Genomic DNA, 24,707 nt, shown 5'->3' with positions numbered 1-24,707 from the left:
CAAGACGGTACTGAAATGGTAATGCCTGGTGATAACGTTGAGATGGGCGTAGAGCTTATCCACCCAATCGCTATGGACAAAGGTCTTCGCTTCGCTATTCGTGAAGGCGGCCGTACTGTAGGCGCTGGTGTTGTTGCTAACGTATTGAACTAATCATTAAGTCTCAGTTATGAGCTTATGAATTAGTCATAAAAAAGGCCATCCTATTTAGGGTGGCCTTTTTTTTGTGGGAGAATGTGAATCATTACTAGAAATAGAATAATAGCTTTAGCGAAACAATAACTCACGATATGTGAGATAGAGATAATTATTTGTTAGATAGCATATTGTAATCTACGACATAGCTTGTTATATTATCGCTGCACTTAACGCTAGCAGTTATTTTAGATTGCAGTAGTGCAAAATCAGGTAAAATTAATAATTTTACCGTCAAGGGCTTGCATTCTATGCTAAATATTGTATAATGCTGTCCTTTACACCCATAGGCGATTGGCTCAATTGGTAGAGCATCGGTCTCCAAAACCGAGGGTTGTAGGTTCGAGTCCTACATCGCCTGCCATCTTCTTATCACATCTTTGTTGTACCCCACCATCTCCGAAGCGAGTTCTTTATGAGCAATGATCAAGATAACCTCGAGACTAAGTTATCTGATGCCAAGGCGGTTGCTGGTGGAATGCTGTCTAAAAATAAGCATATTTCAGCTAGCGGTACTACTGCTGTTGAAGTGGCTAAGACTGGCTCAATAAAAGATTTGATTTTGTGGCTACTTGCCGCAGCTGTATTAATCGGTGCGACTCTAGTAAATCAATACTTACCAGGCTATTGGCAACCTGCCAACGACGTTTGGGTACGTATTGGTATTATTGTCGCACTTGTTGTATTTGCATTAGTTTGTTTGGCGCTAACGCATCAAGGCCATGCTTTTAAAATATTGTTAAAAGACGCTGCCGTTGAGCTTCGCCGAGTGACATGGCCAGGTAAAGATGAAACTTTTCAATACACATGGCAAGTGATTGTCGTGATTGCGATTGCTGGTTTCTTTATTTGGTTATTGGATAACTTTTTTAATTGGTTCGTTGGTATCTTTATCGGTTAATAGCACGTATTAGTGACTATTAGCGAGACATTTACTCATAACGACTTATTTATAATGATCAGGAGCGTGATATGCGTTGGTATATTGTCCAAGCGTTTTCAGGATATGAAAAACAAGTACAACGTTCATTAACTGATCGTATTAATCGTAGTGACTTTGCTGAGTCATTCGGTGATGTATTGGTTCCTACTGAAGAAGTCGTCGAAATGAAAGACGGCAAAAAACGTAAGAGTGAGCGTAAGTTCTTTCCTGGATATGTATTGATCCAAATGGAAATGAACGATAATACTTGGCACATCGTAAAAGACTGTCCTCGTATTATGGGCTTCATCGGTGGTACGCCTGAGATGCCTGCACCGATTACGCAAGTAGAAGCTGATCGCATTTTAAACCGTTTGAACCAGACTGAAACTGACCCACGTCCTAAGACTCTATTCGAGCCGGGCGAAGAGTTGTTGGTTATCGATGGTCCATTTACTGACTTTAAAGGGTTGGTAGAAAAAGTGGATTATGAGAAGTCTAAACTACATCTAACAGTAAACGTATTTAATCGACCTACGCAGGTTGAGCTTGAATTTAGTAAAGTTGAAAAACTAGACTAAATTAGCAAAAAATTCATCAACCGGGGAGCTGTTAGTCAATTAGGTATATACCACGTTGATTTGGCGCTATTACCCATTTAGGAGAGTATCATGGCTAAGAAGATTGATGGTTACATCAAACTGCAAGTGCCTGCAGGCAAAGCAAATCCTTCACCACCTATTGGTCCAGCTTTGGGTCAAAAAGGCGTGAACATCATGGCGTTCTGTAAAGAATTTAACGCTGCGACCTCAGGCCAAGAGCCAGGTCTACCGATCCCAACTGAGATCACAGTATACAGCGACAAATCTTTTACCTTCATCATGAAGTCACCACCAGCTGCATACTTACTACGTAAGGCTGCTGGTATTGCTAAAGGTTCAGGTACACCGAACACTGCTAAAGTTGGTAAAGTTGACCGTGCACAACTAGAAGACATCGTTAAGACTAAGAATGCAGACTTAACTGCTGCTGATCTTGACGCTGCTGTCCGTACCATCGCTGGTACTGCACGTTCAATGGGTATTACCGTGGAGGGTGTATAATGTCTAAGCTAACCAAACGTCAAAAAGAAATTCAAAGCCGTATTGATAACGAAAAACAGTACACTATTGAAGAAGCGGTTCAAATCCTAAACGATTTGCCAGCGCTTAAATTCAAAGAGTCTATCGATATCGCAGTAAACTTGGGCGTTGACCCACGTAAATCTGATCAAGTAGTTCGTGGTGCAACCAACCTACCTGCGGGTACTGGTAAAACCAAACGCGTTGCTGTATTCGCTCAAGGCGCTGCTGCTGAAGCCGCTAAAGAAGCTGGTGCAGACATCGTTGGTTTTGAAGACCTAGCAGAGCAAATCAAAGCCGGTAACATGGACTTTGATGTTGTTATCGCAGCTCCAGATGCTATGCGTGTTGTTGGTCAGTTAGGTACTATCCTAGGCCCACGTGGTCTAATGCCTAACCCTAAAGTTGGTACGGTAACGCCAAACGTTGCTGAAGCTGTGACTAATGCGAAAGCTGGTCAGGCTCAGTACCGTGTTGATAAAGCTGGTATCATCCATGCAACTATCGGCCAAGTTGGTTTCACTGCTGATCAAATTGAGCAAAACGCGCAAGCGATTCTTTCTGATCTAAAGCGTGCTAAGCCTGCTACTTCTAAAGGTACTTTCATTAAGAAAATCACCTTGTCTAGCACGATGGGTCCAGGTCTAACGATCGACGCTGTTCCTTATCGTACTGCTAAATAATTAAAGTTTTTATCTTCAAATATTTTGAGTGATAAACACAAACAGTTTTTAAAGAATTAGGTCAGCGTAGTATTTGCTACGCTGTCTAAGACCGTAGGTAGAGAGTAGTTTAGAGTCATAGTTAGCGATCTTCGGATAGTTGCTTATGATAATAAGTCACTTTTGTTAATCGACGACAGATGAAAATCTTAGTTGTCCTACGCAGACGGTGGCCCACACAGTTTAAGACACGAGCGAATAGGGCGATAAGGTTATTTATAACCTTCAAACTATTACTCAACGTCATTCTGATAACGGTGCCGTAATCAGTCGTTACCAGTAGATGCTTTTTTTATTAATTGAATCCACTGGTAATGTGTCGTATCAAGTCAGTCTTAGCTTACAGTTTGAGCGCATAAAAACCTTGTTTTTGGCACTTTTATTATAAGTCGATTGATAAGATTAAAGGAGTCAACTTATGGCATTAACGCTAGAACAAAAACAACAAGTTGTGGCTGAAGTGTCTGAAGTTGCTGCTAATGCTTACTCAGCAGTAGCTGCCGAATATCACGGTATTGGTGTTGCACAGCTTACTAAGCTGCGTGAACAAGCTCGTGATAAAGGTGTTGTTTTAAAAGTGGTAAAAAATACACTAGCAAAACGCGCTTTTGAAGGCACTAAGTTTGAGAGCATGTCAGACCGTATGACTGGTCCACTACTTTTGGCTTTCTCTATGGAAGATTTGGGATCTGCTGCTCGAGTCGTTTTCGACTTCAGCAAAGATAACAAAGCTTTAGAGACCAAATTAGTATCAGTCGGTGGTGAAGTTTATGGTCCAGAAGAGCTAGAGCGCGTATCGAAGCTACCAACTCGCGACGAAGCAATCTCTATCTTGATGGCTACTATGAATGCACCAGTGACCAAGCTTGTCCAGACTATGAACGCTGTTCCTGGCAAGTTCGTTCGCACTGTAGCGGCAATCAAAGACGCAAAAGAAGCTGCTTAATTGCTTGTTTTAACGTAACTTTAACATCGCTAATTTTGGTTGCACTTTATTGTCACATTAGGCAAGCAATCAAGGCGATATTAGAATCAATTAATTTTTATCAGATAACGGAGAGTTCTCATGGCACTATCTAAAGATGACGTGTTAAATGCAATCGCTGAAATGTCAGTAATGGATATCGTTGAGTTAATCAGCGACATGGAAGAAAAATTCGGCGTAACAGCTGCTGTTGCTGCTGCACCTGCTGCTGCTGGTCCTGCTGCTGCTGCTGCTGAAGAAAAAGACGAGTTTGACGTAGTTCTTGCTAGCTTTGGCGAGAAGAAAGTTGGCGTAATTAAAGCCGTACGTGAAGCTACTGGTCTTGGTCTAAAAGAAGCGAAAGATTTGGTTGAAAGCGCTCCAGCTCCAATCAAAGAAGGCGCATCTAAAGCTGAAGCTGAAGAGTTGAAAAAGAAACTTGAAGAAGCTGGTGCAACTGTTGAACTAAAATAAGTTTAACATTGTACGAAAAAAAAGCTGGTAATGCCTTGCATTGCCAGCTTTTTTTTACTATAATTCGTAGCTTGACCTTTTGTGTCTGCCAACATACGTATGCAACATCACGGTGGATACCCATCAAAAGGACAGACGATATACATGCAAGCACACATGCCAGTTTTTGAAATCAGTTAATATGAGCTAAACGTCTGTAGATGTTTGGCATTTTTTTGTGTCTGCATGCTTTCCTATCAACACTATAGTTTATACTGATTCTAAAAGTTATAGTTACCCCGATTATTAATCCTGAAAAAAGCGGTATTCTTAAAAAAGCTGTTGATCATAAGTTGCCTACTTGGTGTAGCATGACTGTCGATATTTAGTCTCATAGACAGTTTGTATGTGTAGGGAACGTAGTTCGGTAATAAATAAGTAGTCTAGATGGCAAGTGGTATGGATGCAATCTTAATAGACATTATTTCCCAGCAATGTATTTGTAAATTAGGCCTGATAGGCAATACGTTATAGATTATATAATATTGAATTTTTTGGTTGCAACAGTCATATAGACTGATTCACTTACCATGAATCTAGCAAGCAACGACGAGATTAAGTGAAGTGTGCTAGGTAAGCACTGAAGAGTAAAGTAGTAATTGACAGAAAAGACATGAACTGAACACGAAGACCCGTTTTATATTATCGTTTACGTCGCCACGTTTGCATCGTATTTATGCATACTGGCCACGCTTTTAATTTGTTTCCACGTTTACTGTAAGGACTCTCGATGGCATATTCTTATACTGAAAAAAAGCGTATTCGCAAAAGTTTTGCTGAATTGCCCACTGTAATGGACATTCCCTATTTACTGTCTATTCAGGTAGATTCTTACGAGCAATTTTTGCAAGAGCACAAAAAGCCGAAAGCTCGTGAGAATACTGGTTTGCAAGCTGCGTATTCCTCTATTTTCCCAATTGAGAGTCACTCTGGTAACGCAGAGCTACAATTTGTTGAGTACTATTTAGGCACGCCTGAATTTGATGAGCGTGAGTGTATCTTACGTGGTTCAACGTTTGCTGCGCCTATGCGTGTCAAAATCCGTTTGATCATCAAAGACAAAGACAGCAAAGACAAAGATAGCAAAGCTGCTATCAAAGATATCCGTGAGCAAAGCGTCTATATGGGCGAGATGCCTTTGATGACTGCTAACGGTACTTTCATTATCAATGGTACTGAGCGTGTTATCGTATCTCAGCTACATCGTTCACCTGGTGTGTTCTTTGACCATGATAAAGGTAAGTCGCATTCAAGTGGTAAAGTGCTTTATAACGCACGTATTATCCCTTACCGTGGTTCATGGTTAGACTTTGAATTTGATGCAAAAGATTTAGTATTTGCTCGTATTGATCGTCGCCGTAAGCTACTTGCATCAATCATTCTACGCGCACTTGGTCTAACAACTTCTGAAATCCTAGATTTATTCTTTGATAAAGTCGCTGTTTATAAAGCTGAAGAGACGTTTGAAATTGATCTAGTTGCTGATCGTCTACGTGGCGAGATGGCTCAGTTCGATATCGTATCACCTGAAGGTGACGTAATTGTAGAGCAGGGCAAACGCATTAACGCACGCCGTATCCGTCAGCTTGAAGAAGCAGGTATGACGAAAATTGCTGTGCCTGATGAGTATCTATACGAGCGTATCTTAGCAGAAGACATCGTCGTTAATGATGAAATCATCGCTAAAGCAAACACGCCAATCGACCACGAGTTATTGGTTAAATTGAACTCATTTGAAGCCAGTGGTGCTATCAAAGAGTTCAGCATTCTATTCACGAACGATATCGACCAAGGTAGTTATATTGCCGATACGCTACGTGCTGATAGTACCTCAAGCCGTGAAGAAGCGTTGATCGAAATCTACAAAGTAATGCGTCCAGGTGAGCCACCAACGGTCGAAACTGCTGAGAAACTGTTTGAGAGCATGTTCTTTAACGCAGATCGTTATGACTTATCAAACGTCGGTCGTATGAAATTCAACCGTCGTCTTGGTCTTGAATTTGACAATACTGATGATCCTGATATCCAGCGCGAACGCAGTGTATTGACCAACGATGATATCGTTAATGTTCTAAAAGAACTTATCGAGATTCGTAATGGTCGTGGCGATGTCGATGATATTGACCATCTTGGTAACCGTCGTATTCGTTCAGTGGGCGAGATGGCAGAAAACCAATTCCGTGTTGGTCTAGTACGTGTTGAGCGTGCCGTAAAAGAGCGTCTAAGCTCAGCAGAGTCAGACAACTTGTCACCACAAGATTTGATTAACTCTAAGCCAGTAGCGGCTGCGGTTAAAGAATTCTTTGGTTCAAGTCAGTTGTCACAGTTTATGGATCAGAACAACCCGTTGTCTGAAGTTACCCATAAGCGCCGCGTATCAGCGTTAGGACCTGGTGGTCTAACTCGTGAACGTGCAGGCTTTGAAGTACGTGACGTACATGATACGCATTATGGCCGTGTATGTCCTATTGAGACTCCTGAAGGTCCAAACATTGGTCTGATCAACTCACTAGCGACATTTGCTAAAACCAACAGCTTTGGCTTCTTAGAAACGCCATACCGCCGTGTGGTTGATGGTAAAGTTACTGACGTTATTGAGTATCTATCAGCAATCGAAGAAGTAGGTACTGTTATTGCACAGGCTGATTCTCCGATGACTGAAGATGGCGCGTTATCTGACGAAATGGTCAGTGTACGTAGCTATGGTGAATTTGTTCGTATGCCGCCAGAAAAAGTGACGCATATGGATGTATCACCAAGTCAGGTAGTATCGGTTGCAGCAGGTCTGATTCCGTTCCTAGAGCATGATGATGCTAACCGTGCCTTGATGGGCTCGAACATGCAGCGTCAGGCTGTTCCTACGCTACGTGCTGATAAGCCGTTAGTAGGTACTGGTATGGAGCGTCACGTTGCTCGTGACTCTGGTGTTTGTGTTATCGCTAAGCGTGGCGGTGTGATTGAAGATGTTGATGCATCACGTATCGTTGTTCGTGTCAACGAAGATGAGATGACTGCTGGTGAAGCGGGTATCGATATCTATAACTTGATCAAATACACGCGCTCTAACCAAAACACTTGTATCAACCAACGTATCATTGTTAACCAAGGTGACGAGATTGCTTTGGGTGATATCTTGGCTGATGGTCCTTCAACGGATCTTGGTGAGCTAGCACTAGGTCAGAATATCCGCATCGCATTTATGCCGTGGAATGGTTACAACTTCGAAGATTCAATCTTGCTATCTGAAAAAGTAGTTAAAGAAGATCGTTTCACTACTATTCATATTCAAGAATTGACTTGTGTGGCTCGTGATACCAAGCTAGGTACAGAAGAGATCACTGCTGATATTCCAAACGTTGGTGAAGCAGCACTATCAAGTCTTGATGAAGCAGGTATCGTCTATATCGGTGCTGAAGTTGACGCTGGTGATATCCTAGTTGGTAAAGTGACGCCAAAAGGTGAAACGCAACTAACGCCAGAAGAGAAACTACTACGGGCTATCTTTGGAGAAAAAGCGGCTGATGTGAAAGACACTTCACTACGCGTACCAACTTCAAGTAAAGGTACGGTTATTGATGTACAGGTCTTCACCCGTGATGGCGTTGAAAAAGACGCACGCGCAAGAGCGATTGAAAAATCGCAGCTTGATAGCTATCGCAAAGATTTGAAAGAAGAGCTACGTATCTTTGAAGAAGCAGCACGTGGTCGTATTGGTAATCTATTAGATGGCCAAAAAGTCAGCGGCGGTGCTGGTCTAAAAGCTGGTACAGTTATGGCATTGGCTGATATGAAAGATATGAGCCTTGAGACGTTGCTTGATATCCAACCAGTTGAAGAAGAAATCTCTGAGCGTCTAACGCAAATCGCTGATTACTTAGTTGATAAGCAAAAAGACATCGATGTGAAGTTTGCTGAGAAAAAACGCAAATTGACTGCTGGTGATGACTTACAACATGGCGTACAAAAAATCGTTAAAGTATATCTAGCGGTTAAGCGTCGTATTCAGCCTGGTGATAAGATGGCTGGTCGTCATGGTAACAAAGGTGTTGTATCGCGCATCATGCCAGTTGAAGACATGCCTTATGATGAAAATGGTAATACCGTTGATATCGTATTGAACCCACTTGGTGTACCATCTCGTATGAACATCGGTCAGGTTCTAGAGACGCATTTGGGTATGGCAGCGAAAGGATTGGGCGAGAAGATTGACGGTATGCTCAAATCTCAAGCAGCGATCAAAGAGCTACGTGACTTCTTGGACAAAATCTATAACCAAGTAGGCGGTGAGCAAGTTGATCTTGATAGCTTGAGTGATGATGACATCATGGCGCTAGCAGACAACTTACGTGGCGGTGTACCGATGGGCACAGCAGTATTTGACGGCGCAAGAGAAAGCCAAGTTAAAGACCTGTTAGAGCTTGCTGGTATGGATCGCGATGGTCAGCAGACGTTATATGATGGTCGTACAGGTCAGAAGTTTGACCGTAAAGTAACTGTCGGATACATGTACATGCTCAAGCTTAACCATTTGGTTGATGACAAAATGCATGCGCGTTCAACAGGTTCTTATTCTCTAGTGACGCAGCAGCCATTGGGTGGTAAAGCTCAGTTTGGTGGTCAGCGCTTCGGTGAGATGGAAGTATGGGCACTAGAAGCATACGGCGCGACTTACACGTTGCAAGAAATGCTAACGGTGAAGTCGGATGACGTTGAAGGCCGTACTCGTATGTACAAAAACATCGTTGATGGTGAGCAGTATATGGATCCAGGCATGCCTGAGTCGTTTAACGTACTGACCAAAGAAATCAAATCACTGGGTATTAATATTGAGTTAAAACAAAGCAACTAGCCCGTTGTTTAACTTAGTTGTCCACTAAAGGCAGTCTGCTTTATTGCTGCTGCTTTTAGTGATTTGTCTCAACCCTATTCATTGCCTTCATTCATCTTATCTGCGTCAATGGTACGCTGTCAGATGATTATAAAGATAACGGAGAAGCAACTTGAAAGATTTACTCGATATCATGCAAAGCCCTACCGGCAACGGTAACCAAGAGTTTGATAGCATTCAAATTACTTTAGCCTCACCTGACGTCATTAAGTCATGGTCGCACGGCGAAGTAAAAAAGCCTGAAACCATCAACTATCGCACGTTTAAGCCTGAGCGTGATGGTCTTTTTTGTGCCAAAATCTTTGGCCCAGTAAAAGACTTCGAATGTTTATGTGGTAAATATAAGCGCCGTAAGTTCCAAGGCGTTATCTGTGAAAAATGTGGTGTTGAAGTTACCACTGCTAAAGTTCGTCGTGATCGCATGGGTCATATCGACCTAGCCAGTCCTGTGGCGCATATTTGGTTCTTAAAATCATTACCAAGCCGTATCGGTCTATTGCTAGACATGACGCTACGTGATATCGAGCGCGTTCTATATTTCGAAAGCTACATCGTTACTGAGCCTGGTCTAACTAGCTTAGAAAAGTACCAGTTGCTTGATGATGAAGATTATTACAAAGCACTTGAAGAGTTCGGTGATGAATTCACAGCCAAAATGGGTGCTGAAGCCGTTCAAGACCTATTAAAAGACATCGATATCGATCTTGAAATTGATGAGCTACGTGAAGCGATTCCACAAACTGGTTCTGAGACTAAGCTTAAGAAAATGTCTAAGCGTCTCAAATTATTAGAAGCATTCCGTGATTCTAATAACAAGCCTGAGTGGATGGTAATGAACATCTTGCCAGTACTACCACCAGATTTGCGTCCTCTAGTACCGCTAGAAGGCGGCCGTTTTGCGACATCAGATCTAAACGATCTATATCGCCGCGTAATCAACCGTAACAACCGTCTTAAGCGTCTGCTTGAGCTGAGCGCACCTGATATCATCGTACGTAACGAAAAGCGTATGTTGCAAGAGTCAGTAGATGCGTTGCTTGATAACGGTCGTCGCGGTCGTGCCATCACTGGTAGTAACAAGCGTCCATTGAAATCTTTGGCAGATATGATCAAAGGTAAGCAAGGTCGTTTCCGTCAGAACTTACTTGGTAAGCGTGTCGATTACTCTGGTCGTTCGGTTATCGTTGTAGGTCCAACACTACGTCTACATCAGTGTGGTCTACCTAAGAAAATGGCACTAGAATTGTTCAAGCCATTTACTTATAACAAACTATTATCTCATGGTTTAGCAACGACGATTAAAGCTGCCAAAAAGATGGTAGAGCGTGAAGAGCCACAAGTGTGGGATATGCTGGCCATGGTTATCCGTGAGCATCCAGTACTTCTTAACCGTGCGCCAACACTTCACCGTTTGGGCCTACAGGCATTTGAACCAGTATTGATCGAAGGTAAAGCTATCCAGTTGCATCCGCTTGTTTGTACTGCATTCAACGCCGATTTCGATGGTGACCAAATGGCTGTTCACGTGCCATTGACGCTAGAAGCGCAGCTTGAATCACGTGCCTTGATGATGTCTACCAACAACATCTTGTCACCTGCGAACGGTGATCCGATCATCGTACCATCTCAGGATGTTGTACTAGGTCTATATTACATCAGTCGCTCGTCGATCAATGCCAAAGGCGAGAGCATGATTTTTGCTACCGTTAATGAAGCATTGCGTGCAATTGGTTCAAACGATCTACATGTAAACGCTAAAATCAAAGTGCGTGTTACTGAGACGCAAATTGACGAAGACGGTAACGAGACCAAAGAAATCAGTATCAAAGATACGGTTGCTGGTCGTCTACTTATCTGGAACATCATGCCTAAAGGTATGACGTTTGATGAGTGTAACCAAGAGATGACGAAGAAAAACATCTCTCGTTTGATTAACTCTTGCTACCGTAAAGTTGGCGTAAAAGAAAGTGTTATGTTTGCTGACCAATTGATGTATCTTGGTTTTGCTCAAGCAACGCTATCTGGCGTGTCTATCGGTATCGATGACATGGTTATTCCACCACTTAAGAAGCAAATCATTGAAGTGGCAGAAGGCGAAGTTCGCGAAATCGAAGATCAGTTCGAGCAAGGCTTTGTAACTGCTGGTGAGCGCTATAATAAAGTAGTTGATATCTGGTCACGTACCAATGACAAAGTCGCTAAGGCGATGATGGACAATTTGGCAACAGATAAAGTTATTAACGCACAAGGTGAAGAAGACGAGCAGAAGTCATTCAACTCTATCTTTATCATGTCAGATTCTGGTGCTCGTGGTAGTGCGGCACAGATTCGTCAGTTGGCAGGTATGCGTGGTTTGATGGCGAAACCAGATGGCTCAATCATTGAGACGCCGATCAAAGCTAACTTCCGTGAAGGTTTGACCGTACTACAGTACTTCATCTCAACTCACGGTGCACGTAAAGGTCTAGCGGATACAGCACTGAAAACAGCTAACTCGGGTTACCTAACTCGTCGTCTGGTTGATGTGGCACAAGATTTGGTTATCACTAGCGATGATTGTGGTACTGAAGAAGGCCTACTCATGAAACCACATATCCAAGGTGGTGAAATCATTGAGAAGCTAGGTGAGCTAGTACTAGGTCGTGTGACTGCTCGTGACGTTACTTATAATGACGATGCTGATAAAGTATTGGTTCCAGCTGGTACATTGATCGATGAGTATTGGGTTAACGTCCTTGACAGCAATGCAATTGATGATATCTGGGTACGTTCAGTAATTACTTGTGATATCGAACATGGCGTATGTTCACAGTGTTATGGTCGTGACCTTGCACGTGGTCATAAAGTGAATATCGGCGAATCAGTCGGTGTTATGGCAGCTCAGTCTATTGGTGAGCCAGGTACTCAGTTAACCATGCGTACGTTCCACGTGGGCGGGGCAGCGAGCTCAGCCTCTGTAGATAACAGCATCTCTGTACGTAATGCTGGTCAAGCGCACTTTGAAAACATGAAAACAGTACAGCATACCGATGGTCACTTAGTCATCGTATCGCGTTCAGCTGAAATCGCATTGACCGATGAGCTTGGCCGTGAGCGTGAGCGCTATAAAGTACCGTATGGTTCAAGCGTACTTGTGAAAGACGAAGAGCAGGTTGAAGGCGGTCAAACTATCGCTAAGTGGGATCCGCATACGCATCCAATCATTACAGAATTTGCTGGTACAGCACGCTTCAGTGACATCACTGATGGTATGACTGCAACAGTAAAAGTTGATGATGCGACTGGTATGAGCTCATTTGAGATTCTAGCTACTCGTGACCGTTCAAGCTCAGCAAAAGACTTACGTCCTGCGATTATCTTGAACACTGACGAAGGCAAAGAAGTGGTTTACTTCTTACCAGCTGAAACTATCATCCGCGTGAGCGATGGTGAAAAAGTAGCAGCAGGTTCGATTCTAGGCCGTGTACCACAAGCGTCTTCTGGTACGAAAGATATTACCGGTGGTCTACCACGTGTTGCTGACTTGTTCGAAGCACGTCGTCCAAAAGATCACGCCATCATGGCAGAAATGACTGGTGTCGTTAGCTTTGGTAAAGAGACTAAAGGTAAGAACCGCTTCATTATTACTAATGAAGATGGCGAAGTACATGAAGAGCTAATCCCGAAATGGCGTCAAATCAACGTCTTTGAAAACGAGACGGTAGCACGTGGTGAAGTGATCGCTGATGGTCCACAGAACCCACATGATATCTTACGTTTGAAAGGTCAGACTGCGCTTGCTGATTATATCGTCAACGAAGTACAGGACGTTTATCGCTTGCAGGGTGTAAAAATCAACGACAAGCACATCGAAGTTATCATTCGTCAGATGTTGCGTAAAGTTGAAATCACTGACGGCGGCGATTCAAGTCACTTCAAAGGTGATCAGGTCGAGTATGCAGATATCAAAGCATTGAATGCGAAGCTAGAAGCGGAAGATAAATTCCCAGTACAGTTTGAGCGTCAATTACTAGGTATCACCAAAGCAAGTCTAGCAACTGAAAGCTTTATCTCAGCTGCGTCATTCCAGGAAACAACCCGTGTACTAACTGCGGCTGCTGTGACTGGTAAAGTAGATGAGCTACGTGGTCTGAAAGAAAACGTGGTTGTTGGTCGCTTGATTCCTGCAGGTACTGGTCTTGCTTATCATAAAGCACGTAAAGAAAAAGCAGATCAGAAGCTACAAGATAAAGATTTGAATGCAGCGTTTGATATGACTGCAAGCACTGATAGCAAAGACTTTGCAAGCTTTGATGAAGCATTTGCTCAAGAGCTAAATCAAGATAATTAATCGCATTAAGTCTCCTGATTCATTCTTAATTTGATAAAAAAGCCAGCCTAAGTTGCTGGCTTTTTTGTGCGTATAAAAAACTGAGAAAGACATGGTGCTATCATCTAAAAAAATAGTACACTGGAAATATGCTCTAATTCACTACTTATAGAAGGATAATTAGCAAATGGCAGGTAAAACTCGCGTCGCCAAATATCAAGCAGATCGAACCAATCAAAAGTTATATTTCTGTCGTTTATCTTGCCAATCTGCAGGAAGTACCAATGATAAACAGTTATACCAAGCACATTGTGAGACCGCTATTTTTCACTTGCATGGTGCTTTATTAGCATTTATTCAGGAGCTCAGTCATTTCTATAGCTTGAATATGACGGCGCCAACTTTGCTCGATATTGAACAAGCACTGAGCGAGCGTACACAAGTGTCTCCTGAGATTCAGCGTCTGCAGCAATTACAGCAGCAAGGTTTTATCGCCAATATAGAACGTGCTTATCAGCGTTGTCTTTATGCAGTACCGCCAGATACTATCGTCGATGAAGCGCCAAGCAGTCATTCAGCGTCGCCAGACTTGATTGTCAATGTTGTCACCTTATCCAATCAATGGCTGCCTGATGAGACCACAATACGAGAATGGCGCAATCAGCTTTTAGAGCTGATTGAACAACTGCGTGCAGGCATGGTCGAGTTCTAATAGGAAGTAAACTAGAAAATTTATTCTTTGATCGCTATTTATTGAACCACTTGAAAGGATGATTAAGTAAGGTGGATCATAGTCTACAGCGTATAAAAAAGGCTTATTCAATCATTATTGAATAAGCCTTTTTCTTATTAACTAAAAATTGTCTTGTTTGTTACTCTGGCATCGGAGGCATACTTTCAACGGGCGTCACTGTCAATGGATTTTCTGGTACGCTGTCATCACTACGATTGCTGCTTGGTTTCGTTGATGGTGGAGTACGGGTATCTTCAGTAGGCTCTGGAGCCGAAGGCTTACGCTGCTGAGTTTGAGTCTTAACTGGCTTGGCTGATTTATTAGCGTCATCGTTAACTAGGATGCCATCATCAGTCATCTCTATGATGCTTTGCTGTTGTTTTCTGGATTTTGAGCGGTTATTGATAGATACCCATTGGCTTGGTGTGTCTTTGAGCTGGGCTTTCATAAAGTCCATCCAGACTGGCAGCGCTGCCACACCACCATATTCACGGCGGCCCATAGTAGATGGTTGATCGAATCCCATCCATACTACTGTCGCATTGGTAGGGTGGAACCCTGCAAACCACGCATCTTTGGCTTGATTGGTGGTACCAGTTTTGCCACCGATATCATCACGTCCTAATGCTTTTGCTCTTACCGCTGTACCGCGTTGGACTACATCGCGTAGTATATCTGCCATCTCAAAAGCGACTCTCGGTTGCAGTATGCGCGGTGCTTGTTTGGCCCTTACATATTGTACGGCTGGCGCTTTTAGACGGTCTGATTGTGGACCTGCGTTATATACCGTTAAATCAAGCTCTTTGTCTGTTGTTTCGCTATCATCATTACCTTCTAATGATGAATTATCGGTAGTTATTTCATTAGTACTATCATCAAGCGCTTCAATTGACTTCTCATACTCTTCAACTAAGCTGCTATTAACCTTTTCAAGTTTTTCGTTAAAGCATAGTGCACATGCTTGACGTGGATTTGCCTGAAACAACAGCTCGTTTTTATAATTGTAAATTTGTTCAATAAAGTAAGGTTGGACACGATGACCACCATTCGCGAAAGTTGAGTAAGCCGTGGCCATTTGTAACGGTGTGGCTTGCCCTGCTCCAAGTGCTAATGACAAGGTTGTTGGTAGCTTTTCTTTATCCAGACCGAATTCATCTAACAGGTTGCGCGTACTTGAAATACCGATAGCTTGTAATAAACGAATAGATACGAGGTTACGGGATAAATATAAACCACGACGTAAAGTGATATCACCTAAGAAACGTTCATCAGAGTTTTTGGGTTTCCAGTCACCTACTTGGATAGCTTTATCAGACACTATGGTATCTGGGCGATAACCTTTCTCTAAAGCAGCGGTATAAACAAGTGGTTTAATGGTTGAGCCAGGTTGACGCCAGCCTTGTAGAGCGCGGTTGAATTTACTGTGGTTAAAATCAAAGCCACCAACCAATGCATTTACAGCACCAGTCTCTGGATTCAACGAAACCAAGCTGCCTTGGATTTTAGGTATTTGACCTAATTGCCAGTTGCCATTTGAAGTAGGTATCACACGAACGATATCGTTTTTCTTAACAACTTGACTGGCATTACTAGGATAATAACCAATACGGTCAGCAGAAATATATTTGCGTGCCCATTTCATACCAGACCAATTAACAGTCATTTCTTCACCAGATTGTAAGACTGCATTAAAACTACGAGAATTGACTTTAGTCACTTTGGCAGGAGACATATTGCTGTAGCGTCGGAAGTTTTCGAGAGGCTCATCATTTGCTTCAGCCCCGCGCCAACCATGGCGATGCTCGTAGGCAATCAATCCTGTTACTACTGCTGCTTCTGCATCTGTTTGCGCTTTACTATCTACTGTGAGACGTACGCGCCAGCCACCGTGCATGACTTGATCGCCGTAACGTTCGACCAAAGAAGCGCGCGTCATTTCTGCCAGATAAGGCATGTTTACATCGAGCTTTTCTTTATATAGGTTGATACCTATAGGGGAGTTGACCGCTTCATCATACTGAGCTTTAGTAATATAGCCAAGCTCATGCATGCGTCCAACGATCCAGTTACGGCGAGTCAATGCACGGCTAGGATTGGCAACAGGGTTATATTTAGAAGGGGCTTTCGGTAGGCCTGCTAACATCGCCATTTCAGCAATGGTTAGGTTGTCTAATGACTTACTATAGTATTTTTTGGCCGCAGCACGAATGCCGTAGGCACCTTCGCCCAGATAGATTTTATTGACATATAGCGTCAAAATATCATTTTTACTCAGTTCGTCTTCGATCTTACGCGCCAAAAACAACTCTGTTAGTTTGCGGTTTAAAGTACGTTCTGGACTTAAGAAATAGTTTTTAGCGACCTGCATCGTAATGGTAGAGCCACCGGTTTGACCATCGTCATCAGTGACTGCTTCGGTGACAGCTCGACCAAGACCTTTAATGCTAATTCCGCTATGCTGAAAGAAAGAAGCATCTTCGGCTGCCAAAAAGGCATGAGTTAAATCTTCAGGAATCTCATCAAAACTAACTGGTAAAGATAAACGATTGCCGTATTGGCCAATTAATTTATCATCACTACTATAAATCTGTAATGGCATTTCTAGTTTAGCTGTTTTAATTTCTTGCGTACTAGGTAGGGTCGGCGATAGATACATAGCCATCCCATAAAAACCAATAGGTACAGCAAGTGCTAGAACAACTGCCAATGCTAGGCAAGCGATAAAGAGTCCCACCAAAAAGCGAATGAGACGAGCGGTAGCATTTGTTTTGGCCATAATAAGACTTATTAGTTAGAATTTGTAGCAGACAATATTATTATACATTGAACAAAATAGGCAGGTCATAATAAATGTGTAAGTTGGCCTTAATATATTTTTAAATGCTTGAATCTATCAATTAAGTAAAGTATTGTATTGAATTATTACAAATAACTACCAGATTGTACACTTAATATAAGGTATAGAGCTAGTGAGGCTATTTACTTCCAAAAGTCGACATTTGATTGGCGTGGATATTTGTGCCACTTCAGTAAAGTTGGTTGACATACAGCGTCAGCAAGGCATGTTCCACCTAAAATCTTATGGTATTGAAAGACTACCGGAAGGTATCGTGGTTGATAAGATTCTAGTAGATACAGAAGCTGCCGGTAATATTATAACGAGCTTGGCAAGACGCTGCCAAGTCGCGGGTAGCAATGCTGCGACAGCGGTTTCTGGCTCCGCAGTGATTACTAAAATCATTGATATGGATATGACACTCAGCGATGTAGAGCGTGAGGCGCAAATACGTTTGGATGCTGACCAGTATGTGCCTTATCCATTAGAAGACGTCAATCTAGATTTTGAAGTATTAGGACCGTCTTTGGTTAGTGAAGATATGGTTCAGGTATTGCTTGCTGCTTCTCGTTCAGAAAACGTCGACCAGCGTGTCGATGCTCTAGCCTTTGGTGGCCTACAAACGAAAGTCATGGATATCGAATCTCATGCAATCGAGCGTGCGTTTGGATTGATGGTAGACAGTCTGCCAAATGTACCCGAACTAGTAGCATTGGTAGATATCGGCCATAATCAGACCACATTATATATTGCCAAGAATGGCGAGTTTATTTATAGTCGTGAGCAGTTATTTGGCGGTGCTCAGCTGACCGAGGCAATACAAAACCGCTATGGTCTGTCAGCAGAAGAAGCGACACTAAGTAAACGCGAACGTACCTTACCTGATGATTACTATCCTGAAGTACTGACCCCTTTTATAGAAAATACCATTCAACAGATCACTCGCTCTTTACAGTTTTATTTCTCATCAAGTCAATATAGCAGTATCGATCATGTGGTGCTTGCAGGGGGCAGCAGTTCTATAGCAGGTCTCGCTGGTATGGCACAACAAAAGCTGGGTGTAACTGTCAGTGTTGCCAACCCTTTTACCAATATGACTATTGCACCAAATATTGACAATGAGCAACTGGCGGTTGATGCGCCAAGCTTAATGGCTGCATGCGGTCTTGCGTTAAGGAGCTTTGACTAATGGCTCGTATTAACCTTTTACCTTGGCGACAAGAAGAGCGTGAACGTCGTAACAAAGAGTTTATGACTCTAGTAGTGGCGGTGACGTTACTGACTCTATTAGCAGCTTTTGCTTCATGGAGTTATTTCAATAATGAACTTGATGAGCAGCTTGATGCCAACGCATTGATCGAACAAGAAAACACTCGCTTAGACACCGCATTGACCGAGATTGACAGTTTAGAGCAGCGCCGTGAAGACATTATTTCACGCATGCAAGTCATTCAAGATTTGCAGGGACGACGTCCTGTGCCTGTACGTTTATGGGATGATCTCGCTAAAGCTATTCCACCAGCACTTTATCTAAATAACCTCAAACGTGAAGGTGATACGCTAACTTTGACAGGCTTAGCGGACAATCCAAATATTGTGTCCAGCCTGATTCGTAACCTTGATAACAGTAAATGGATGGGCAACTCAGCAGTAAGTAACATTCAACAGAATATTAGCGCTTATGAGGCTGCTCCAGTCCTCAATAATACGGTTAATACTGGTGAGCAGGCGCGCCCCGTTTATCCTGAAGACAGCTACGTACAGTTTGTAGTAACGACTAGAGTACAATCTGAAACTCCGACTGCTGCTGATACCGATACTGGTCTAGGAGGTGCGTTATGAAGCTTATCCGCAAAAAGAGCCTCTCTAAAACCAAAAAATCTGCTTTAAAACCAAAAAAGCAATTTGATTTAAATGAGTTTCGCCGTAGTTTTGAGTCGCTAGATTCAGAAAACTATGGCAGCTGGCCATTACCTGTAAAGGTGACAGTGATTGGACTTATCATTACCTTTATCGCAGCATTGTCATGGGCATTACCCATTAGTAGCAAAATCGATGAGATCAATGCGGCTGAAAGCCAGCAGCAGACCTTGCTTGATAGTTACCGTGAAAAAGAATCTCGCGCACGTCATTTAAAAGCGTATCAAGCGCAAGTTATTCAAATGGAAACTGAATTTAATACTTTATTGGATCAGTTGCCGAAAGATACGCGTGTGTCAGAATTGGTGGAAGGCATAAACATGACAGGCGTTGGTAGCAATATCCGTTTTCAGGATATTTCAGTAGAGCCTGAAATTGAAAATGAATTCTTTATTGAGCAGCCAATACGTATTGCAGCTTTGGGTGAATACCATCAGTTTGGTAGCTTTATCAGTGGTCTGGCCGCGCTGCCTCGAATTATTACGATGCATGATTTTGAAGTCAGCAATCCACAGCCTACATTGGATGTTTTGCCAGAGCTCAATTTAGTATTGCAAACTAAGACTTATCGCTCTAAAGAAGCGGCTCCTGAAGGTGATGCAGCCGCTGCTACTGATGCAAATGCAGGAGGCAACTAATGAGTATTCAAAAAATGCCCATGCTATTGGTTTTAAGTGTCACTGTTTTATCTATGACAGGGTGTAGTGACCGTATAGGTATGGCAGAGCAGGCAATGACCGATATCCGCAACCAGCCTGCACAGCCTATTGAGCCGCCGCCTAAAGCCGAACTGGTAGAAGATTTTGTATATAGCGCTAGCTCGCAGCGTAGTCCATTTTTACCACCGAGTTTAGTCAATGTGCAAGGCCCGACCACTCCTATAGATGGTGTACGACCAGATATCAACAGAATCAAAGAACCGCTTGAGCAGTATGAACTGTCGCAATTGGTCTTCCGAGGTGTGGTGATTTCGCCCGAAGGTCAGCGATATGCATTGATACAACGTCCTGATGGTTCGGTTGCGAGTGTTAAAGTAGGCGATTATCTTGGATTGAATGACGGCCGTATTGTTGAAATCACGCCGACCCAGGTTAACTTGATTGAAATTGTGCCAGATAGCCGCGCAGGGTTTGTGGAAAAACCCCAGTCGCTGGTATCCCCTATAAGCTAAGTCGGCAGATTTTTTGAGGAATAAATAATGACAGTACGCAATAACAAGGTAATGATGATGAGCAACCGCATGTCTTCTGCTTTTGCCATTTCAGCACTGGCAGTCAGTATGGTGGCTGTGACTAATAGTGCTCATGCTGCACAGCGCATCGATAATGTCTCTGTAGTACAGACCGCACCTGCAGTGACGCAAATGCGTTTGGGCTTTACAGGATTGCCAGTATTGCCTGCAGCCTATCAGCTTGATAATCCTAGTCGCTTAGTCCTAGATTTCGAACAAGTACAGAATGGGCTTGCTAGTCGCTTTAATGAATATAATATCGGTGCGATTAATGACGTTACTACGCTAAGTAGTGACAGTACCACGCGCCTCATTGTTGGTTTAAAAGAATCAGGAAATTATACAACAGCGATTGAAGGCAATGATTTATTGCTGACCATCACTGACCCTAATCGTCCTGTCATTACCAGCGACCCAATTCAAGATGTGCTTAATAACAATAATAGTATGACAACGACCACAGTCGTTACGCCTATTGTTGAGACCTCTACTGTACCAGTAGCACCTGTACGTACTACGAGCAAGGCAGTAGTAAAAAATGAAGTGCCAGCTGATACGATGGTAGTGAGAGTAAACCCACTATTAAATCCGCAACTCGCTGCTTCACAGGTAAGCAAACAGTATAGCTATGATGGACTAAGTGCAGTCAATTTTTCAGCAGGCAGTGATGGTGGCGGTAATGTCAGTATGGTACTTGCCAACGAAGCTATTCCAGTAGATGTGCAGCGCCAAGGTAATAAGCTTGTCGTACGTTTGACTGGTAGTACGGTTCCGAGAAATTTATTGCGCCGATTGAATATTAATAGTGGTCTTGTTGGTAGTATTGATACCAAAAACCAAGGACAAAATGGCGTCGTTACCATTAACATGAATGACGATTATGAGTATCAGGCTTACCAATCAGGTAACCAGTTAAATATTGGTATTAGAAAGCCTGAGCTGTTACGTGAGCCGACGTTGGAAGAAAGAGTCTATAGTGGGGAACCGCTATCTATGGAATTCCAAGATGTTGAGGTTCGTAGTGTCTTAGATATTTTGGCGCAGTTTACTGAGATGAATATCGTGGCAAGTGATTCCGTTGCTGGTAACATCACTTTGCGTTTGATTAATGTTCCTTGGGATCAAGCCCTCGACATCATACTTAAGAGTAAAAATCTAGGCAAGCGTGAGAATGGTAATGTGATTTTGGTTGCGCCTTCTACTGAGCTCGCTGAGCAAGAAGCACGTGAATTAGAAGCGCAGCAAGCTGTTCAATCTTACGCACCTTTGCGTACTGAGTACATTCGTTTAAGCTATGCAAAAGCACAAGATGTCTTAACGCTTATTTCGCAAGGTAGCGGCGCGACCGGTAATAGTAGTGGCCTCGCAAATCGTGAGGATAATAATACGTTGTTATCCAATCGTGGGACGGTAACGGTTGATGAACGTACCAATACTTTGATTATCAAAGACGTGGCTGACAGTATCGAAAACATCCATAAATTAATTAGCAAAATTGATATACCTGTTCGCCAAGTCATGATCGAAGCACGTATCGTCAGTGCAACTGATAGCTTCAGTAAAGAAATTGGTGTTCGCTGGGGTATCTTGTCAAATGGTGCGGCTAACAACCGCAGCTTATTGGTTGGCGGTAGCGATCAGACCTTATGGGATTTAAAAGATTTTGATGTAGAGACGACGACGGTAAATGGTCAAACAGTTTCTTATCCTTCTTATGACATTACTCGCCCTGATAACTTAAACGTTGATTTAGGTGTTTCTAATCCTGCGGGTAGTATCGCCTTTGGTTTGCTCAGTATGTCTGATGTGATGCTCGATCTTGAGTTGTCAGCACTACAGGCGGACAACCGTGGTGAAGTTATTTCTACACCAAAGATTTTGACGGCGGATAAGCAAACTGCAAAAGTCTCTTCTGGTACTCAGATTCCGTATCAAGAAGCATCAGCCAGTGGCGCGACGACAACCAGCTTTAGAGAGGCTGCATTAAGTCTGGAAGCGACACCAAACATCACACCTGATGGTAAAATTGGTTTGCAATTGGTCATTACCAATGGCACGCCGACAATCATTAATAATCAGGTTGCTATCTCTGAGGATTCTATATCAACCAATGTTATTATTGAAGATGGTCAGACAGTGGTATTAGGCGGCGTCTTCAAAAACCGTACCAATAACGGTGTAGATAAGGTGCCTTTCCTAGGAGACTTGCCTTATATCGGTCGTGCCTTCCGTCGTGATGTACGTAGCAACAATAAAGAAGAGCTACTGATTTTCGTTACTCCAAAGCTTATTAATGATGGTACGAGCCGTCTGAATTAGTCATAAAGTGGTTAACTGATTGCTAGAAAAGCAAGCTATAGTGCTTGCTTTTTTTATGCGTGAGATTAGGGGTTTTAGCGTTGCAATATCTATGTATGTACCGATGAATGATGCGCTCTAAATTTTACTCACAATAATCACGGCTCATTACTAGCCAGAATAACAATGACGTTGTATCATACCTAATTTAGCTGAGTAAGTATTATGGGGCAGGAATTACCGTCGGTGTTTTTAGTGGGTCCGATGGGAGCAGGGAAGACGACAATCGGAAAACTGCTTGCCAAGCAGTTAGGTCGCACTTTTGTAGACAGCGATTGGTATATTGAATCGCAGACGGGTGCCGACATTGCTTGGATATTTGCCAAAGAAGGCGAGGCAGGTTTCCGTGAGCGTGAAACGCGTGCCATTGATGAATTGACTCAAAACTCTCAAATCGTATTAGCCACCGGTGGCGGTGCAGTCATGTGTGCTGAAAACAGAGAGTTTCTAAAACAGCGTGGCATCGTGGTTTATCTTAATGCACCTGTCGAGGTGCAGCTGGCACGTACCTCTAAAGACAAGTCTCGACCATTATTGCAGCAGCCTAATCCTAGAAAAATACTGCAAGAGTTATACAGTGCTCGCGATCCACTCTATCGCCAAGTCGCCCATATTATTATGCCTACTGGTCACACGTATCCACGCCACATGGTCAATCAATTGATGCAGCAGCTAGAATCATTCGTCGACTGCATTACCGACGCATCAGCGCATCAAGAAGACTAGTAATAGACTGGCAACTACGATATTGATATGCAGACTCAATTACTTTTACCTCATTAGAAATGCTTTAGGAGTATCACATGGTAATGCCGTTTCATGATGGCTTAATAGTTCGTACGCAAAGTCATGATTATCCTATTGTCATTACTGAACAATCTACGACTGACCATAGTAGTATGGCGAAGCAGATCACGCCTTATATCAGTGGCCGTCAGGTTTTGATTGTTACTAATGACACTGTGGCACCTTTATACTTAAAAGCATTAGAAGATGAGCTAGCAGAGCAGTTTAGGGTAAAGGTGTGCGTACTGCCAGATGGTGAACAATACAAAAACCAGGCAAGTATTGATCAGATTTATGATGCGCTAATGACAGAACACTTCAATCGCGATGTGACACTTATTGCCCTTGGCGGCGGTGTAGTCGGAGATATGACTGGCTTTGCTGCTGCTAGTTTTATGCGTGGTGTAAACTTTATCCAAATTCCAACGACGCTATTGTCACAAGTGGATTCTAGTGTTGGTGGTAAAACGGGTATCAATCATCCGCAAGGTAAAAATATGATTGGTGCTTTTTGGCAGCCGCAAATGGTGCTTGCCGATATGAGTACGCTTAAGACACTGCCTGCGCGTGAGCTATCGGCTGGAGTGGCTGAGATTATCAAATATGCCCTTATCATGGATGAGGCCTTTTTAACGTGGCTTGAGACAAACTTGCCTGCAATGATGGCGCTTGACTTGGCAGTACTTGGTGAAGCTGTAAAGCGCTGCTGTCAGTACAAAGCCGATGTAGTGGCACAAGACGAAAGAGAGTCCGGTGTGCGCGCGCTATTGAACTTTGGTCATACTTTTGGTCATGTGATTGAAACACATGAAGGCTATGGTAATTGGTTACATGGCGAAGCAGTAGCGGTTGGCATGGTACAAGCAGCCGAGCTATCGCAAAAAATTGGCTGGTTAACTGATGATGAAGTCATACGTATTAAGCGTGTTTTAGAATTGGCAAACTTACCTATTACTCCGCCAGCTATCGATGTATACACTGCTTTAGATTTAATGGGCCACGATAAAAAAGTGAAACACGGACAAATCCGCCTAATTTTGTTAAAATCAATTGGCGATGCGGTAATGACTAATGAGTTTGACGGCCAGCTATTGCATGAAGTTTTGTCAAAACATAGCGCGTAACGTCTCAAGAACTTATCGTTTATATATTTATACTAAAATCTCGTACTTATAGCCGACTGGTTAGCTGTACCTCTGTTTAAATAAG

Annotated in this window: 17 protein-coding genes, 1 tRNA gene and 1 pseudogene; 18 read left to right on the top strand and 1 reads right to left on the bottom strand. The window is 42.9% G+C overall.

Annotated elements, in window-relative coordinates; translation table 11 throughout:
- The 11 genes and pseudogenes from tuf to ACI2IW_RS12620 all read left to right on the top strand — a co-directional run.
- Positions 1-153: pseudogene (gene tuf, locus ACI2IW_RS12670) on the top strand (elongation factor Tu); the annotation flags it as partial.
- Between the two features lie 330 nt (positions 154-483).
- Positions 484-559: transfer RNA gene (locus tag ACI2IW_RS12665), tRNA-Trp, on the top strand.
- A gap of 51 nt (positions 560-610) precedes the next feature.
- Positions 611-1,096 carry a preprotein translocase subunit SecE gene (gene secE, locus ACI2IW_RS12660; protein WP_404693856.1) on the top strand — a complete coding sequence of 162 codons (486 nt, stop codon included), beginning with the start codon at positions 611-613 and terminating at the stop codon, positions 1,094-1,096.
- Between the two features lie 71 nt (positions 1,097-1,167).
- A complete protein-coding gene (nusG, locus tag ACI2IW_RS12655; protein ID WP_057761729.1) occupies positions 1,168-1,698 on the top strand; it encodes a transcription termination/antitermination protein NusG in 531 nt (176 codons plus the stop codon).
- Positions 1,699-1,788: 90 nt separating this feature from the next.
- Positions 1,789-2,220 carry a 50S ribosomal protein L11 gene (gene rplK, locus ACI2IW_RS12650; RefSeq protein ID WP_057761727.1) on the top strand — a complete coding sequence of 144 codons (432 nt, stop codon included), beginning with the start codon at positions 1,789-1,791 and terminating at the stop codon, positions 2,218-2,220.
- Positions 2,220-2,921 carry a 50S ribosomal protein L1 gene (rplA, locus tag ACI2IW_RS12645; protein WP_057761725.1) on the top strand — a complete coding sequence of 234 codons (702 nt, stop codon included), beginning with the start codon at positions 2,220-2,222 and terminating at the stop codon, positions 2,919-2,921. The genes rplK and rplA overlap by 1 nt, the downstream gene beginning before the upstream one ends.
- A 457-nt stretch (positions 2,922-3,378) precedes the next feature.
- On the top strand, positions 3,379-3,906 hold the full coding sequence (gene rplJ / locus ACI2IW_RS12640; RefSeq protein WP_057761724.1) for a 50S ribosomal protein L10: 528 nt from the start codon (positions 3,379-3,381) through the stop codon (positions 3,904-3,906).
- Between the two features lie 120 nt (positions 3,907-4,026).
- Positions 4,027-4,398 (top strand): 50S ribosomal protein L7/L12, encoded by a 372-nt coding sequence (rplL, locus tag ACI2IW_RS12635; protein WP_057761722.1) that lies wholly within the window; start codon positions 4,027-4,029, stop codon positions 4,396-4,398.
- Positions 4,399-5,167: 769 nt separating this feature from the next.
- Positions 5,168-9,286 (top strand): DNA-directed RNA polymerase subunit beta, encoded by a 4,119-nt coding sequence (gene rpoB, locus ACI2IW_RS12630; RefSeq protein WP_201572590.1) that lies wholly within the window; start codon positions 5,168-5,170, stop codon positions 9,284-9,286.
- Positions 9,287-9,437: 151 nt separating this feature from the next.
- Entirely contained in the window at positions 9,438-13,655 is a 4,218-nt protein-coding gene (rpoC, locus tag ACI2IW_RS12625) for a DNA-directed RNA polymerase subunit beta' (protein ID WP_404693855.1), read from the top strand.
- A gap of 166 nt (positions 13,656-13,821) precedes the next feature.
- Entirely contained in the window at positions 13,822-14,346 is a 525-nt protein-coding gene (locus ACI2IW_RS12620) for a DUF6586 family protein (RefSeq protein WP_404693854.1), read from the top strand.
- A gap of 160 nt (positions 14,347-14,506) precedes the next feature.
- Here ACI2IW_RS12620 and ACI2IW_RS12615 read toward each other — a convergent pair whose 3' ends face one another.
- The gene (locus ACI2IW_RS12615) at positions 14,507-17,143 is read right to left on the bottom strand and encodes a penicillin-binding protein 1A (protein WP_404693853.1); all 2,637 of its coding nucleotides are present in this window, start codon (positions 17,141-17,143) and stop codon (positions 14,507-14,509) included.
- 193 nt (positions 17,144-17,336) lie between these two features.
- Between ACI2IW_RS12615 and pilM the strand changes: the two genes are divergently transcribed.
- The 7 genes from pilM to aroB all read left to right on the top strand — a co-directional run bounded on the left by pilM (position 17,337) and on the right by aroB (position 24,622).
- The gene (gene pilM / locus ACI2IW_RS12610; protein ID WP_101204296.1) at positions 17,337-18,392 is read left to right on the top strand and encodes a type IV pilus assembly protein PilM; all 1,056 of its coding nucleotides are present in this window, start codon (positions 17,337-17,339) and stop codon (positions 18,390-18,392) included.
- Positions 18,392-19,045 carry a PilN domain-containing protein gene (locus ACI2IW_RS12605; RefSeq protein ID WP_404693852.1) on the top strand — a complete coding sequence of 218 codons (654 nt, stop codon included), beginning with the start codon at positions 18,392-18,394 and terminating at the stop codon, positions 19,043-19,045. The genes pilM and ACI2IW_RS12605 overlap by 1 nt, the downstream gene beginning before the upstream one ends.
- Positions 19,042-19,761 (top strand): type 4a pilus biogenesis protein PilO, encoded by a 720-nt coding sequence (locus ACI2IW_RS12600; RefSeq protein ID WP_404693851.1) that lies wholly within the window; start codon positions 19,042-19,044, stop codon positions 19,759-19,761. The genes ACI2IW_RS12605 and ACI2IW_RS12600 overlap by 4 nt, the downstream gene beginning before the upstream one ends.
- Positions 19,761-20,294, top strand: a complete 534-nt coding sequence (locus tag ACI2IW_RS12595; RefSeq protein WP_404693850.1) for a pilus assembly protein PilP — start codon at positions 19,761-19,763, stop codon at positions 20,292-20,294. Before ACI2IW_RS12600 ends, ACI2IW_RS12595 begins: the two co-directional genes overlap by 1 nt.
- Positions 20,295-20,321: 27 nt before the next feature.
- Positions 20,322-22,673, top strand: a complete 2,352-nt coding sequence (pilQ, locus tag ACI2IW_RS12590) for a type IV pilus secretin PilQ (protein WP_404693849.1) — start codon at positions 20,322-20,324, stop codon at positions 22,671-22,673.
- Positions 22,674-22,877: 204 nt separating this feature from the next.
- Positions 22,878-23,438 carry a shikimate kinase AroK gene (gene aroK / locus ACI2IW_RS12585; protein ID WP_404693848.1) on the top strand — a complete coding sequence of 187 codons (561 nt, stop codon included), beginning with the start codon at positions 22,878-22,880 and terminating at the stop codon, positions 23,436-23,438.
- Positions 23,439-23,515: 77 nt separating this feature from the next.
- Positions 23,516-24,622, top strand: coding sequence for a 3-dehydroquinate synthase (gene aroB / locus ACI2IW_RS12580; protein WP_404693847.1), 1,107 nt, complete (start codon positions 23,516-23,518; stop codon positions 24,620-24,622).
- The last annotated feature ends 85 nt before the right edge of the window (positions 24,623-24,707 follow it).

Source organism: Psychrobacter sp. NPDC078501 (genome assembly GCF_044900935.1).
Taxonomy (GTDB): Bacteria; Pseudomonadota; Gammaproteobacteria; order Pseudomonadales; family Moraxellaceae; genus Psychrobacter.
The sequence above is the reverse complement of the archived record's forward strand: the minus strand, read 5'-3'. Positions and strand labels throughout refer to the sequence as shown.

What these genes read in the sequence shown, in the direction of transcription:
- secE (WP_404693856.1), top strand. Translation starts at nt 611, where the DNA reads ATGAGCAATGATCAAGATAACCTCGAGACTAAGTTATCTGATGCCAAG.
- nusG (WP_057761729.1), top strand. Translation starts at nt 1,168, where the DNA reads ATGCGTTGGTATATTGTCCAAGCGTTTTCAGGATATGAAAAACAAGTA.
- rplK (WP_057761727.1), top strand. Translation starts at nt 1,789, where the DNA reads ATGGCTAAGAAGATTGATGGTTACATCAAACTGCAAGTGCCTGCAGGC.
- rplA (WP_057761725.1), top strand. Translation starts at nt 2,220, where the DNA reads ATGTCTAAGCTAACCAAACGTCAAAAAGAAATTCAAAGCCGTATTGAT.
- rplJ (WP_057761724.1), top strand. Translation starts at nt 3,379, where the DNA reads ATGGCATTAACGCTAGAACAAAAACAACAAGTTGTGGCTGAAGTGTCT.
- rplL (WP_057761722.1), top strand. Translation starts at nt 4,027, where the DNA reads ATGGCACTATCTAAAGATGACGTGTTAAATGCAATCGCTGAAATGTCA.
- rpoB (WP_201572590.1), top strand. Translation starts at nt 5,168, where the DNA reads ATGGCATATTCTTATACTGAAAAAAAGCGTATTCGCAAAAGTTTTGCT.
- ACI2IW_RS12620 (WP_404693854.1), top strand. Translation starts at nt 13,822, where the DNA reads ATGGCAGGTAAAACTCGCGTCGCCAAATATCAAGCAGATCGAACCAAT.
- ACI2IW_RS12615 (WP_404693853.1), bottom strand. Translation starts at nt 17,143, where the DNA reads ATGGCCAAAACAAATGCTACCGCTCGTCTCATTCGCTTTTTGGTGGGA.
- ACI2IW_RS12605 (WP_404693852.1), top strand. Translation starts at nt 18,392, where the DNA reads ATGGCTCGTATTAACCTTTTACCTTGGCGACAAGAAGAGCGTGAACGT.
- ACI2IW_RS12600 (WP_404693851.1), top strand. Translation starts at nt 19,042, where the DNA reads ATGAAGCTTATCCGCAAAAAGAGCCTCTCTAAAACCAAAAAATCTGCT.
- ACI2IW_RS12595 (WP_404693850.1), top strand. Translation starts at nt 19,761, where the DNA reads ATGAGTATTCAAAAAATGCCCATGCTATTGGTTTTAAGTGTCACTGTT.
- pilQ (WP_404693849.1), top strand. Translation starts at nt 20,322, where the DNA reads ATGACAGTACGCAATAACAAGGTAATGATGATGAGCAACCGCATGTCT.
- aroK (WP_404693848.1), top strand. Translation starts at nt 22,878, where the DNA reads ATGGGGCAGGAATTACCGTCGGTGTTTTTAGTGGGTCCGATGGGAGCA.
- aroB (WP_404693847.1), top strand. Translation starts at nt 23,516, where the DNA reads ATGGTAATGCCGTTTCATGATGGCTTAATAGTTCGTACGCAAAGTCAT.